The 13,715-nt window shown below is 60.3% G+C and carries 13 protein-coding genes; 2 read left to right on the top strand and 11 right to left on the bottom strand.

Annotated elements, in window-relative coordinates; translation table 11 throughout:
• Window positions 1–51 precede the first annotated feature (51 nt).
• A complete protein-coding gene (locus J4E00_RS07440) occupies window positions 52–630 on the bottom strand; it encodes a Crp/Fnr family transcriptional regulator (protein WP_208174512.1) in 579 nt (192 codons plus the stop codon).
• Window positions 631–1,015: 385 nt separating this feature from the next.
• On the opposite strand from J4E00_RS07440, the gene J4E00_RS07445 reads away from it, so the two are divergent.
• On the top strand, window positions 1,016–1,942 hold the full coding sequence (locus J4E00_RS07445; protein ID WP_208174513.1) for an adenylate/guanylate cyclase domain-containing protein: 927 nt from the start codon (window positions 1,016–1,018) through the stop codon (window positions 1,940–1,942).
• A 4-nt stretch (window positions 1,943–1,946) separates the two neighbouring features.
• On the opposite strand, the gene J4E00_RS07450 is transcribed toward J4E00_RS07445, so the two are convergent.
• The 10 genes from J4E00_RS07450 to J4E00_RS07495 all read right to left on the bottom strand — a co-directional run bounded on the left by J4E00_RS07450 (window position 1,947) and on the right by J4E00_RS07495 (window position 12,431).
• A complete protein-coding gene (locus tag J4E00_RS07450; protein WP_208174514.1) occupies window positions 1,947–3,437 on the bottom strand; it encodes an SDR family oxidoreductase in 1,491 nt (496 codons plus the stop codon).
• Window positions 3,438–3,521: 84 nt separating this feature from the next.
• Window positions 3,522–4,391 (bottom strand): hypothetical protein, encoded by an 870-nt coding sequence (locus J4E00_RS07455; protein ID WP_208174515.1) that lies wholly within the window; start codon window positions 4,389–4,391, stop codon window positions 3,522–3,524.
• 339 nt (window positions 4,392–4,730) lie between these two features.
• On the bottom strand, window positions 4,731–6,443 hold the full coding sequence (locus J4E00_RS07460) for a T9SS type A sorting domain-containing protein (RefSeq protein ID WP_208174516.1): 1,713 nt from the start codon (window positions 6,441–6,443) through the stop codon (window positions 4,731–4,733).
• 173 nt (window positions 6,444–6,616) lie between these two features.
• Complete coding sequence (locus J4E00_RS07465) at window positions 6,617–7,378, bottom strand: slipin family protein (protein ID WP_208174517.1); 762 nt, start codon at window positions 7,376–7,378, stop codon at window positions 6,617–6,619.
• A gap of 67 nt (window positions 7,379–7,445) precedes the next feature.
• On the bottom strand, window positions 7,446–8,066 hold the full coding sequence (locus J4E00_RS07470) for a hypothetical protein (RefSeq protein WP_208174518.1): 621 nt from the start codon (window positions 8,064–8,066) through the stop codon (window positions 7,446–7,448).
• A gap of 25 nt (window positions 8,067–8,091) precedes the next feature.
• The gene (locus tag J4E00_RS07475) at window positions 8,092–9,450 is read right to left on the bottom strand and encodes a M20/M25/M40 family metallo-hydrolase (protein WP_208174519.1); all 1,359 of its coding nucleotides are present in this window, start codon (window positions 9,448–9,450) and stop codon (window positions 8,092–8,094) included.
• Between the two features lie 163 nt (window positions 9,451–9,613).
• The gene (locus tag J4E00_RS07480) at window positions 9,614–10,561 is read right to left on the bottom strand and encodes an enhanced serine sensitivity protein SseB C-terminal domain-containing protein (protein WP_208174520.1); all 948 of its coding nucleotides are present in this window, start codon (window positions 10,559–10,561) and stop codon (window positions 9,614–9,616) included.
• Between the two features lie 192 nt (window positions 10,562–10,753).
• Complete coding sequence (locus J4E00_RS07485; RefSeq protein WP_208174521.1) at window positions 10,754–11,149, bottom strand: c-type cytochrome; 396 nt, start codon at window positions 11,147–11,149, stop codon at window positions 10,754–10,756.
• Between the two features lie 147 nt (window positions 11,150–11,296).
• On the bottom strand, window positions 11,297–11,974 hold the full coding sequence (locus J4E00_RS07490) for an SCO family protein (RefSeq protein WP_208174522.1): 678 nt from the start codon (window positions 11,972–11,974) through the stop codon (window positions 11,297–11,299).
• Between the two features lie 7 nt (window positions 11,975–11,981).
• Window positions 11,982–12,431 (bottom strand): hypothetical protein, encoded by a 450-nt coding sequence (locus J4E00_RS07495; protein WP_208174523.1) that lies wholly within the window; start codon window positions 12,429–12,431, stop codon window positions 11,982–11,984.
• A 262-nt stretch (window positions 12,432–12,693) separates the two neighbouring features.
• Between J4E00_RS07495 and J4E00_RS07500 the strand changes: the two genes are divergently transcribed.
• A complete protein-coding gene (locus tag J4E00_RS07500) occupies window positions 12,694–13,683 on the top strand; it encodes an aldo/keto reductase (protein WP_208174524.1) in 990 nt (329 codons plus the stop codon).
• Window positions 13,684–13,715 lie beyond the last annotated feature (32 nt).

Consider the following 13,715-nt stretch of genomic DNA (forward strand, 5'->3'; position numbering starts at 1 on the left):
TACAAGCGGCCCCAGCAAGGTGCTCCATGGCCTGATTACTATCCAGGTACTCTACTTGAGGCGGCTCAGGGTCTCGGGCGTCATGCGCAGGTAGGAGGCCAGGTATTTGCGCGGCACCAGTTGGAAAATGTGCGGACTGCGCTGCCTGAGCCGGGCCAGCCGTTGGGCCGGCTCAGGCAGCAGCAGGTCGATTTCGTGTTCCATACGGCCCACCAGCGCTTTCTCCAGTTCCATGCGCCAGAACCGGGAAAAGGCCGGGCTTTGCTCCATAAATTCCATAAAGTCAGCCCGCCCAATGGCTAGCAATTCGCTCTGCTGCAGGGCCTGAATGGCGTATTCCGAGGGCTGGCCCGTGGCAAATGACGGAAACGAGCACAGCAGCGAGTTGGCGTACCCAAAACCCACACAGGTTTCTTCGCCCGGCGTGATGGGGAAGTAGATGCGTAGCAGCCCACTGCGCACGAAGCACAGCCGCTGTTCTACCTGGCCCGGCTGTACCAGAAAATCGCCGCGCCGTAGTAGCACGGATTGGTCCCAGCGTGCGGCAAAATCAGCTATTTCCTCAGGTTCGAGGCCAGGAACTCGGCTGAGCAAGGCCGTGAGCAGGGTGCAGGCGTCGGGAGAGAGCATGTTAGTGACGTTTTTGGCTCACTGCTCAGCGTGCACAAGGTTGTGGCTTCGCCGCGGGAGCAATGCAGCAATGTAGTACTTGGCGCAACAGCTACGTGGATACTTACCGCACTTTCTGCTACAGTTTCCGCAAGCCCAGCCTCGCCACCTATGCCTACCTCGATGGGGGCTTAGTTTGCAATAATATAGCGTAGCTTGCCCTCCGCCAGCGCCATATCAACAGCGGTAGTAAGGTCAGGTTAAGCAGCTTCATCGGCGCGCGCACTCACCGAAAAGGCTGCTATAGTGCACTCTAAAAAAAGCCGGTAATAAGGTCGATAACCGGCTGGCTTGCTGCCGGGTTATTGGCCTCGCAACCCATTGCTTGTACCTTGCTGCTCCGTTTATGCCTTCACTCAGCGTACTGCCCGACCACCAAACCGTGCCAATTATTGACGGGCAAACCATCTTGCAGGCTACGCTGGCTCACTGCATTCCGCACGTTCACGCCTGTGGCGGACAGGCTAAATGCTCGACTTGTCGCGTGGTAGTGACTGAAGGCCTCGCACACTGCGACCCGCGCACCGCCGCCGAGCAAACCCTGGCCGATAAGTTGCACCTCACGCCCTATATGCGCCTGGCCTGCCAAACCACCGTGCACGGCGACGTTGCATTGCGCCGCCCCGTGGTCGATGCCCTCGACTTGGAGCTGACGCGCCAAGCCGTGGAAGCCCCCGGCCAGCGCCTGGGCGAGGAAAAGCAGTTGGCCATCCTCTTCACCGACATCGAAAACTACACGCCCTTCGCCGAGGCACTGCCGCCCTACGACATCATCCATGTGCTGAACCGCTACTTCCGACTCATGAGCGACGTTGTCAGCCAGCGCCACGGCTACATTGTTGACTACGTGGGCGATGGCTTGCTGGTGCTCTTTGGCCTGGAGCGCCCCGAGCAGGCGGTGGCCGATGCCCTGGCGGCTGTGCAAGGCATGTTTCAGGCCATGGCCCGGCTCAATCCCTACCTGGAGCAGATGTATGGCCGCGGTTTTCGGGTACGGGCAGGCCTGCACTACGGGCCGGTGGTGGTGGGCCACATCGGGCAGGGCGACTCGCGCAAATTGGCTGCCATTGGCGACAGCGTGAACATGGCCAGCCGCATCGAAAGCACCAACAAGGACCTGGGAACTCAATTTCTGGTGTCCGAAGCTGTGGTAAAAGCCGCCGGCCCTAGCTTGCTCACACACCGCAACTGCGAGCGCACCCTCAAGGGAAAAACCGGCCAATACCAGCTCTATGAAGTGCTGCCGGAAGCCTTACCGCCCGTAACGCCATAGCTGCTTACGCGTGCACGGCCGGCGCACTCACTTGCGCCTTGTACTCTACAATGTTCTTCGCCATTCCTTTGAAAATGATGCCGTGAAAAGGCAATACGGAGTACCAGTACAGGCGCCCGGCCAGTCCACGCGGGCGGTAAGCGGCCAGCTGCTCCAGTGTATGGGTACCATCTTCCTGTTCCTGAATGCGGAACTGCAGCCAGGCTTCGCCGGGTAGCTTCATTTCGGCGTAGAGCAGCAGGCGCCGACCCGGTTTATCGGCCACCAGCACCCGCCAGAAATCGAGTGGGTCGCCGGCCCGGAGGCGTGAAGGAGAGCGGCGGCCCCGCCGCAGGCCCGGCCCGCCCACGGCCTTGTCCATGATGCCGCGCAGCTGCCAGAGCCAGTCGGTTTTGTACCAGCCCCGGTCGCCGCCGATGCGCCAGATGTTGTCCAGCACCTCCGCCACAGGCCGCGTAAAAGGCACGCACTGGCGGTCGAAAAACATGCCGTTTTTGGGGATTTGAATGGCGTCCATGTAGTTCTGGCGCATAGTGCCGCTGCTCACGGCATCGCTCCAGCTACTCACCACTTCGTTCTGCTCGATGCGCTGGAACGCCAGGGCCAACGCGGCCCGGTAGCTCATGGGCTCGTGCGGAATAACCTGGCTGATGCTGCGGGCGGGGTCGCACACGGTATCGTTTTTCAGGCTTTCCACCAAGCTTTGGGCCAATGAAAAAGTGGTACTCGTAACTAAGTACAGCCACCACGACGACAGCCGGGGCGTGAGCACGGGCACCGTCACAATCCAGCGCTTGTAGCCGCGCTCGGCCGCTAGCCCCAGCAGCATCTGGCGGTAGGTGAGCACATCGGGCCCGCCCACATCGAAGGCCTTGCCGAAGCAGGCGTCGTTGTCCAGCACTTCGGTTAGGTAAAACATGATGTCGCGGATGCCAATGGGCTGGCAGCGCGAGTTCAGCCAGCGGGGCGTTACCATCACGGGCAGCTTCTCCACCAAATCCCGGATAATCTCGAACGATGCCGAGCCCGAGCCGATGATGATGCTGGCCCGTAGCACCGTCAGCTTGGCTTTGGTGGCTTCGGCCAGCACGTTTTCCACGGCGCGGCGCGAACGCAGGTGCACGCTCAGGTCGTGGTCATTGGCAATGCCGGAGAGGTAGATGACCTGCCGGGCCGTGGTCGTGTTCAGGTATTGCGTGAAGTTGTACGCCGACTGCTGTTCCTGCTGAAAAAAGTCGTTGTTGCCGCCGCTCATGGAATGCACCAAGTAGTAGGCCGCGTCGATATCGGTTGGGACTTCGGCCAGTGATTCCGGCTTGAGCAAGTCGCCCTGCGCCACGCTCACGCGGGCGGCCAAGGCTTCAGGCAGCGTTTCGGGGAATGAAAAGCGGCGGGCATCGCGCACTAGGCAAACGATGTCGTGGCCCGCAGCGGCCAGCAGCGGCAGCAGGCGCTGCCCAATGTAACCAGTAGCCCCAGTGAGAAGGATTTTCATGCGGTAGCCGGTGTGGTTATAGAGCGGAAGCGCACGGCTTCCCGTACTCAAACGGCTGGGGCGCCTGCATGTTCGCGCGGCTTGCTACCTGTGTGGTGTAACAGCAGCCTCCTTTTTGGGCAAGGGCAGGCGATAGGATGCCTGCAAGGCCACGCGGTTGTATGACCCCGTGCCAAACGTGAGAAAGCCGTTGGCACGCCACGGACTGGTAGCCGGGGTGACTTCCAGCCGCAGATAGCCGAAGCCGTTTTCCTGCTGGTCAAAAGCTACCGACTCGGGCATGCTAGCGCCCACGATGACGGCCACCGGGCTACGAGGGCCAAAGCCGGTGCCGAAACCTACCTGCCACAGAGGGTTGGCCAAACCCAGCAGGCCGCTGGCGCCGTAGCCGTTTTCGGCTAGCACCCAGTTGCGCCACCCCACGCGGGTTTGAAAAGTAGGCACTACAGTAGCAGTATCAACGGTGGTCGAACTGGATAGAAAGCCACTGGAAGTGGAGCCGTAGTAGCCCACGCGACCCAGCAACAGCCCCACCCCGCCCCGAAACTGCCAGTTTTTGGTATTGAAACCTGCTTCGAAATGCGGATGAAGCGCTCCGAGCGTGAGCCGGATGGTGCGGTCGGTGCCGATACGAACCCGGTCGGAAGCCGCCAGTAGGTCGAGCCCGATGGTAATGGTGGTGGTTCGGTTGCGGTATGGCCGGTAAAATTCCTGCCCGAAATCGGCGCCCAGCAGTAAACCATCAAATCGGTGTTCGACTGGTAGGCCAGTACGCGTGCTGGCACTGCCAAATAGATTAAATCTAGAACGAAAATCGTCGGTGCTATGACCAAACCGGCCACCAGTGTAGCCGCCTCGAAATACCAGAAACGGTCGTACTTCGGCCGTTGGCGCGGCTTCAGAGGTCTGCGCCCGACAATTGAGAACAGGCAGTGCACCAAGGGCTATTGCCAACAGCAGAAGAATTGATTTGCAGCGGTTCATCGGGTGGAGCTTCAGTTCCATTAGTGGCGCCCGAAGACTGCCCGAAGTAAGGCTATGATGTCATACGCCAGCAAATCAATAAAGTGGTTTTCGGGATTTTGCGAGTAGTTAATGCGGGTAGGTAACTGCTTAAATTAGAATAACTAAGTAGGCTGAATGTCGGATTTTACAACCAGTGGGCCTTCGCTTGATTAGTTTGAAGCATTGCTTGATTGTTTGAAAAAATGGCGGCCCTGCCGAGCGGGTTTCGCTGGACAGGGCCGCCTTAGTGCGCCGTATTCCGGTTAAGTTAGAGTTCCACTTTTATCGCTACGGCTTCACCCAACGCCCGCGCCAAGGCTGGCCGGCCACGGTAGTTTCCACTAGGTACACGCCGGCGGTCAGCTCCGAGGCATCCAGCGGCACCGTAGTTTCGCCAGCGGCGGGCATGGCTTGCTGATGCACTAAGCGCCCGGTTAGGTCGCGCACCTGCACCGTCAGCCGCTGCGGGTAGGGTAGGGTGAGGCGCAGGGCCGGGGCCACGCCGGGGTTGGGGCTGATTTCCAGGGGCTGCGCGGCTACTGCGCCACGGCTGGCCAGCAACGTGCCCAGCGCTCCGTTGTCGCCAATGGTTTGGGCGTAAATGCCGCTGTCCACGCGCTGGTCGGCCCACACGGTTACTAAGTGCCCGTTGGTGTAGGGGAGGGTGGCGTAGTCCTGCTTTTCGCTGGCTACGCTGCTGAGCATGATGTTGCCGCTACCCGTGGGAAAGGCCGATTGAGCCTGGTAGTCAACCTTAGTAGCCGATAGCGTTTGGGTGACCGCACTGGTGTTTTCGGTATAGGTGATGATGAGGCCGGTGCCGGTATCGCGCATCGTCTGGGCCGAATAATAGGCGGCGCTAATGGCCTGCACGGGTACGCCGCCAGTGGTGAGCTGCACGGCTCCGGTAGCAGGACTCAGGCGCTGCACGGTGAAGCCAGAGGTACTTTGGTTGCTGTTCAGCTCATTCACCACTACCCACACTTCGCCGCGTGCCGCCACATATTGCAGCACCCCGCCAATGCGGGCCGTAGCCGTACCGGCCAGTACCTCAGTGCCCGTAGTGCCCCAGGGCTGGCTGCCATCGGCCAGAATACGCTGGGCATACATGTCGCCCAGGTTGGCGTTAGCCGGGTTGCCGGAGCCCAGCAGTACGTAAAAGCCGCCGCTGCCATCGGCCACCGGCTCAGGAAGGGCCGCAAAGCCAATGGTTTTGTCGCTCACCCGCACCGGAGCCGCCCACACGGCCACTCCGCTGGCATTGTAGCGTTGCGCGTACACGGTTGAAATGCCGAGGCCGGAGCCGGTTTCCTCCACGTACTGCACCACTACATCTTCCGAGCCTGGCACGGCCACGAAGCTGGGCCGGCTGAAGCGCCGGGCGGGTGCTTCAATGGCCAAGGGCGTGGTCCAGAGCGGGATTCCGGCGGCCGAGAGCTTCACCAGCGGCACGGCCCTGGTGCCGCGCGTAGCGCTGGCCGTGCCGCTGGCATTCCAGCCAATCACCACGTTGTTGCCGGTGGTGATGCCGATGGCGGGCGAAAGCCCCGAGGTAGCTGCCGCATCCAGCAGTTGGATGCCCGTAGCGCCCCACAGCTGCTGCCCGGTAGGCGAAATCTTGTACACCACGCACTGGGTGCCACCCGTGCGGGTATCCTGAAATGCCAAGATGGTATTGCCAAGGTTGTCGGTTTTGAGGTCGTAGCGGAAGGTGGCGGTGCCCTGCGGCTGGTTGCTCACCAACAGGCCCGCCGCGCCCAACTGGGGCCGGCCATTCACGTCGAGCAATTGCAGCCGCATCTGGTAGTTGGTGGTGGCCACGGTTTCAAACCAAGATACCCAAGTGCCGCCATTCGGAGCCGGCGAAATGCGGGGCACTTCCTCCCGCGTGCCAGCCACATCACGAATAGTCAAATTCTGAGCGGAGTTGGCGCTCCACTGGGCGCTGGCTGAAAAGGTGCTGAGCGTGGCTGCCAGCAGCAGGAGTACAGGTTGTTTCATTGGAAAGGTGGTTGGACAGAATCGAATGCATAGCCAAAGCGTGAATGTCGCTGAAAATGATGGCTTGTCCAATGTGCCTCACCAATGCTACCCAACCCAATTCTGGTGCAGTGCAACAAAACAGCCGCCCCGCGACTAAGCGCGAGGCGGCTGGTCAGCAGTTCGAACTTTGGCTACTTATCCTGCTGATTAATCATTTGGGTGAAGCTTTTCGCCGCGTTGGTGAATTCTGATGGGATGAGCACCACCGTCGTGGTGTTGTTGTCGATACCGATTTCCGACAGCATCTGCATGCGGCGCAGCTCCAGGGCAATTGGGCTTTCCTCCATCTGCTTAGCGCCCTGCGTGAGCTTGATTGACGCCTCCAGTTCGGCCTCGGCCTTGATAATGCGGGCGCGCTTCTCGCGAATGGCCTCCGCCTCGCGTGCCATGGCCCGCTGCATGGATTCCGGAATTTCTACGTCTTTGATTTCGACCAGCTCAATTTTCACGCCCCAAGCCTCGGTAGCTGCGTCCACAATCTGCATCAGCGCGGAGTTGATGGCGGCCCGCTCACGCAGCACTTCATCCAGTTGGTGTTGGCCGATGATGTTGCGCAAGGCTGTGACCGATAACTGGTAAACCGCTTGGTTGAAGTTGGCCACCTTGATGATGGCGTCGGCCGGGTTCACCACCCGGAACCACAGCACGGCGTTCACCTTAATGGTTACGCTGTCCTTGGTGATGGTTTCCTGCTGCTCCAAATCCACCGTTTTAGTGCGGATATCAATGGTCTGTTGGCGCTCCAGAAACGGAATTATCCAGTACAGCCCCGGCCCCCGCCCGCCCACAAACCGGCCCAGCCGAAACACAATGGCCCGCTCGTATTCCTGCGCAATGCGGATGCCGGATAGCAGGATGAGAACAACAATGAGAAGAATGATGGACAGCGACATGGCGGGTTGGGGTTAGGAGAGGTTTTGGGGGATGTATCGCTGTTGGGGCATTGGCATTACAGCCAGATTAATCGATAAATACAGGTCGAATATTCTCGATGACCCATTTGCCTTGTGGGCGAATAAGCAAGAATTCCAAGTCAACTCCTTCCCGTAAATCTGCGGGTTCTGGAAGCTGGGAGAAATATACCCGTGCCGTATCACCCCGAACAGTTGTAGTGGGTGTCGTGCGAAGCAGCTTTTCCAAATCGGAAGCCGGGTCTTGCGAAAAAACAACTTGGTCGTAATTAAGCCCTTGGGGTGGGCCGCTCGATTGTCGGTCTGCCTGCATTGTGCTATCGGCCTTTTGAATTGCCCTTCGTTCGTTTACCAAGTAGCCCTCGGACACAAACCCGCTAGCCCTGAAGACATTCAAGTATAGTTCCGCAACCCTAAAATCTACTTTATAAATATCAGATGTGTCGCCATCATCGGTTAACCAAGCTGGCACAATTGGCAGGCTGCCTAACGAATCCTGTGTTGGACGATACCAGGCCAAAAACTGCTGCACTGTTGCAAGGGGGCTTGCAGCCGTTGTAGTTCTTCTTGGTTGTGAGGAAGGTTGCTGCACATCTTTCTTTGCCACATCGGAGGAACAAGAGGAAACACCAACAACAATTAAAATACTTACTAGCGTTACGATTCTCATAAAGCGGTTATTATAATACATAATCCTACCGCCCTACCACCGGCAGCACGGCTACGCTCTCGTGCCCGGCGGCATCCATGGAGGCCACACCGAAAATGAAATTGTCCTTACTGATGGACAAATCGGCCGTAGTGCCCGAGACTGGGATGCGTTGCTGCCACTGCGGGGCGCTGGTTTCGCGCACCAGCACCACGTAGCTGCTGGGTTTGGGGCCGGTGGCCGGCGCTTGCCAGCGCAGCTCGGTGCGGTTGGTAAGATTAGCGGTGAGGACTTCGACCTTGACGGGGGCGGCGGGGGCGAGAGCCAGGGCGGCCATGGTGGCGAGGTTGATGCCAGCGTTGCGACGTAGGTATGCGAAATCCATGCCTTCGACGACGTCGCCGTAGGCACGGCCTTTTTCGGTGCGCAGGTCCTGGTGCTGGTGCGTGAAATCCTCGTTCATCTCGGTGAAGCGGACGGCGGCAAAGCCCTGCTGGTTGAACGGCGTGTGGTCGCCGCCGCGCAGGAAGCGGTCGGGGCGATACTCCAGCACGGCTTGATGGCCGTGGCCGTAGAGTTGGGCAGCCCGGTTGATGAAGCGGGCCAGCTGGCGGCTGGGCGCGTCGTTCTCGGAGCTAAGCTGGCGGCGGACTTTGGCCTGTTCGGGCGTCTCGTTGGCCGGTACGCCTTCGCTGAACACGCGCAGGCGCTTGTCGTCGCTGATTTCGGGGTCGAAGCCGTGGGAGTTGCCCACGATGTCGTTGTTGAGCATGGCAATCAGGTTCCAGCCTTCTTTCTTGGCGCGCTCGGCCAGGTGGCCGGAGCCGTAGAGGCCCTGCTCTTCGCCCTGCACAGCCACGAACTTGAGGGTACAGGGAAATTTCTGCCCGGCCAGCACGCGGGCCAGCTCCATCACCAGCACGGTGCCGGAGCCGTCGTCGTTGGCGCCGGGGGCGTCGGCAATGGCGTTCATTACGTCGCTCACGCGCGAGTCGATGTGGCCGCTCACCAGAATGACGCGGGTATCGGCGGGGTCGGTGCCGGGCAGGGTAGCCAGCACGTTGGCCATGAGCACGGGCCGGTTGATGCGGCGGCCATCAGGCTTGATGGTGAAGGTATCCATCTCCACGGTCATGCGTCCGCCACCGGCCTTGCTGTATTTCAGGAACTCGTCGCGCACCCAGTTGCGGGCCGCACCGATGCCGCGCGTAGGACTCTGCGTGTCACTCAGCGTATGGCGCGTGCCAAATGAAACCAGCTTTCGAACGTCAGCCTCCAGGTTTTTGGCCGAAATCTCATCCACCAGCTTTTGAATGGCCGGGTCGGCTAGCGGCAGGAGCGGGGCCGGCTTTTGGGCGAGAGCCGCGAAGGGGGCTAGGAGAAGCAGGAGGACCGGAAATTTCATGGAAGTAAGGTAGGATGGAATGAGATAAATGAGAAAAAAGAACGTCATGCTGAGCAAAGCCGAAGCACCTCTACCGTCACCTAGTAAATCAATTACTTGCGCGGTAGAGATGCTTCGGCTTTGCTCAGCATGACGTTCTGAGCATTAGCTAAATAACTGGTGCTTATCCTTTCGTGTAAAACGGTTCAACCTGCTTGAAATAGGGGTTTACGCCCTCTTCTGAATCCAGGTCCAGCAGCATCAAATCCACGAACTGGTAGGCGTTGGTTTTGCCCTCGAGTACGGGGCCGAGCTCCTGCATGAAGCTGGGGTCTGGGTTGGTGCTAAGGAAGGCCATGAGCAGGCGGGGCACGTCGGGGTTGTTGGCCAGTTGCATCTGGGCGAGGTAAGCAGCTTCGATGTGGGGCTGGGTAGCGGCCCAGGCGGCAATAGCGTCGGCCACGGCGGCGGGGTGCTCGGCGGGCTGGCTAAGTAGCACCTGCGCATCGCCGCCGGCCGGCGAGAGCGGGCCGGTGAGCTGGCCGTTGAGGAGGGCCGCCAACTCGTCCTTCGGCAGGAGCTTACCAGCGGGTGAGAAGGGGTTCAGTACACAGTCCTGGCCCTGTACCATGCTGAAAAAAGCGTGGCCGGGGATGCGGACGTAGCTCACGGGGCCATTGTCGACACCGCCGTCGCTTAGGCGCGGCGGCGAGGAGAAGACGGGCAGCTTGCCGTCGTTGAGCACTTGCAACTGGATTTCCTGACCTTCCGCGAGCTTCACTTCGCCGGGCTCGATGCCTTCCATCGGGGCCAGAATCATGAGAATTTCTTCCTGCAGCAGCGCTTGGTAGAAAGCCGGACGAGCGTTTTCATCGGTGGCGGCCAGCAGCAGAAGCTGCTCCAGCACGTTCTCGGGCTCGAAGGGCATGGGGGGCGGCTCGGGCAGCTGGAAGGCCGGCGGCATGGCGGGCATGGGCGGGATGCCGGGCTCGGGGGGGGCCGTGTATTTAGAGCCCTGGTAGCGGGGGCCCGTGGCGGGTTTGTCGGCGGCAGGAGTGGGAGCGCCGGGGGTGGCGGGAGTGGCCGGCTTGGGGTCGGCGGGTTTATTTTTCAGGAAGTCTAGCAGGCCCATAGTGAATTCAGAATGCTGAGTGGATTGGAGCGCAATCTACGGCGAAAAATGGGTTGAAGAAGGGAGAATTAGCGAAGAATTAGGAAGGAAGAATGAGGAATTAGCATCGTGGTGGCCGGTTATGCTTAGTTTGGTGGGCACTTGCACAGGCCCTTGTCAACTTAAGAAAGACCGGCCATTCCTGCCTGGTTCTTACCGACAGCCTTCCAGCTGCTTCTCCACATCGTGAATGGTGCGGGGGGCGGCTTCGTTGCCCCAGTGGCTTTCGATGTAGTTGAGCAAATTGGTAAGCTGGGCGGGACTGAGGCCTTTGTTGCTGGGCATCACGTTGTGGTAGCCAATGCCGTTTACCACGATAACGGCATTCTGGCCGTTGCGGAGCAGACAGGGCAGCTCGCCGCGGTGGTCGGTGAGGTAGTCGGAGCCGGCCAGTGGGGGGATGAGGCGCTCCAGGCCCTGGCCCTGGTCGCCGTGGCAGCTGGCGCAATGCTGCACGTAGAGTCGCTCGCCCTGGTGGCGGTTGTTGCTGAAGCAGCCGGGAAGAGCGAGCAATGCCAGAACGGCGAAAGGGAGGGAGCGACGGGGCATTGTTGGATGATTTAACGGCGGCATCGTTCGGGCGTTGGGCCTCACCCTCTGCCCCCTTCTCCGTCATTCCGCGCATCAAGCGGCGTAGGGGCCGGGGGAAAGGCCCTCCACCCGCGTCATCTGAGCAGTGAGCTACACAAGATGCTTCTATTGCTTGGCTACGCCCTTTTTTCGCCCGTCAATCTCGGCCAGCAGAATGGGAATGTCGCGTTGCAAATTGGCAACCTGCTCGGCGTTCAACCCATCGTAAGCACCACGGATGCGGCCTTGGTCATCAACGAGAGCCAGGACACCGTTGTGGGCGAGGCCGCCGGGGGCCAGGCTATCGGGTACCACGCCGGTAAGCAGGTGGTTGGCCAACTCAAACGATTTGGCGCGGTCGCCGAGACTGGCGAAATGCCAGCGGGCAGCATCGCTGATGCCCAAGCGCTCGGCGTAGTCCTTCAGCACGGCGGTGCTGTCGTGCTCGGGGTCGATGGTGATGGAGAGGAAGCTGATGCGCGGGTCGGTGGGGAATTTCTTATACACCGTCAGCAGGGCGCTCTGCAGCTTGGGGCAAATGCCGGGGCAGGTAGCAAAGAAGAAATCGGTGACGTAGGCGCGGCCCGCAAAGGTTTGATTGGTGACGGGCTGGCCGGCCTGGTCTACCAGCTGGTAGGTGGGCACGGCCTGGTATATGGTATCGGCGGGGCCGCCGTCGGCGCGGGGGCGTACGTCGCGCTCGCCCAAAATGGGCAATGTGGCGGCCGTTTTGGGCGGTTCGGTGCAGGCAGTGGTGAGCAGGGTGGCCGCCAGCGCGGGCAGCAAAAACAGGCGTTTGAACATGCGAGGGTTATTTGGTGGGGGGCGGCACGTCGCCGGCGGCGGGGTGCTCGGTGGTGAAGCGGGTGGCCGAGTCGAGGGTGGATTTATACTGCCGGCTCACGGCATCGAGCACCTGCTGCTGCTGCCGGAAATAAGTGAGGCGGGTGGCGGGCGCGGCCGTGGTGTCGGGGGCTTTGTATTGGTGCATCCAGCCCATCATGGCAGCATCGGCGGCCAGCAGGCCATGGATGTAGGGCGCAGCAGCCTCGGTGTGGTAGCCCGAGAGCTTGCTCTTAAACTTATAGAGCTGTGCGGTTTGGGCCATCAGAGAATCGTGCTGGTTGAGCAGGGTCATCTCGGCGGCACTGGCTTCGGAAGGGGCACCATTCTCACCAATGGGCTTGTTGGGCGAAGAGCAGGCAGCAAGCACTGAGGCGGCCAGGGTGATGTGGAGGGCGTTTTTGAGAGAGATTTTCACGGTGCAAAGGTACGGCGGGCAAGCGTTTGGATGGGGGAGACGGGCATTTGGAGAAGCCAGGGCGAGGGTTTAGAGAATGCTAACAAATCAAAACAAGACTTAGCTGGTTTTCGTCAGATGATGCGGAGATGCGGCACTTCGCGTCTGTTTGTTGAACGGCCGGTGCTGCATCGTTAAAGCCTCATCATTCAACAGAAATACGCGGCACTTTGCGTCTCCGCATCATTTAAGAACCTGTACGTAACCATCCTCTTTTTTACGAATGAAAACGCGTCAACTGGGCCGCTCCGGCCTCACTGTTTCGGCCCTGGGTTTGGGCTGCATGGGCATGTCCGACTTTTATGCCGGGCAGGACGATGCCGAAAGCACCCGCACCCTGCACCGCGCCCTTGACCTGGGCGTGACCTTTTTCGATACCGCCGACATGTATGGTCCCTTCAAAAACGAAGAACTGGTGGGGCGCGCCTTTAAAGGCAAGCGCGACGGCGTGGTACTGGCCACCAAATTCGGCATTCAGCGCGACCCCAACGACCCCACCAAGCGCGGCATCAACGGCCGTCCCGAGTACGTGAAGGCGGCCTGCGAAGCCAGCCTCAAGCGCCTCGGCACCGACCACATCGACCTCTACTACCAGCACCGCGTCGACCCTAACACGCCAATTGAGGAAACCGTGGGGGCCATGAGCCGCCTAGTGGAAGAGGGCAAAGTGCGCTTCCTGGGCCTGAGCGAGGCCGCGCCGGCCACCGTGCGCCGGGCTGTGGCTGTTCATCCCATTGCCGCCCTCCAAACCGAATATTCGCTCTGGAGCCGCGAGCCGGAAGACGAGATTCTGCCCAGCATCCGGGAGTTGGGCGTGGGCTTTGTGCCGTATTCGCCGCTGGGCCGGGGCTTTCTCACGGGCCAAATCAAGAAGTTTGAAGACCTGGCCGAGGACGACTACCGTCGCTTCACCCCCCGCTTCCAGGGCGAAAACTTCCAGAAAAACCTCGATTTGGTGGCCCGCATCAACGACCTGGCCCAGCAAAAAGACTGCACCGCCGGCCAACTGGCGCTGGCCTGGGTGCTGGCGCAGGGCGATGATGTGGTGCCCATTCCCGGCACCAAGCGCGTGAAATATTTAGAGGAGAATCTGGGTGCGCTGGAAGTAGAGCTGACCAAAGACGAACTGGCCCAACTGGATGAGATTGCACCGAAGGGCGCAACCGCCGGCTCCCGCTATCCGGCGGCCATGATGGGCTCGGTGAATGGGTAAGTGAGAAGGGGTGGGGGCAGTTGGGCTAGCGA

This window comes from Hymenobacter negativus (genome assembly GCF_017571495.1).
Classification (GTDB): domain Bacteria; phylum Bacteroidota; class Bacteroidia; order Cytophagales; family Hymenobacteraceae; genus Hymenobacter; species Hymenobacter negativus.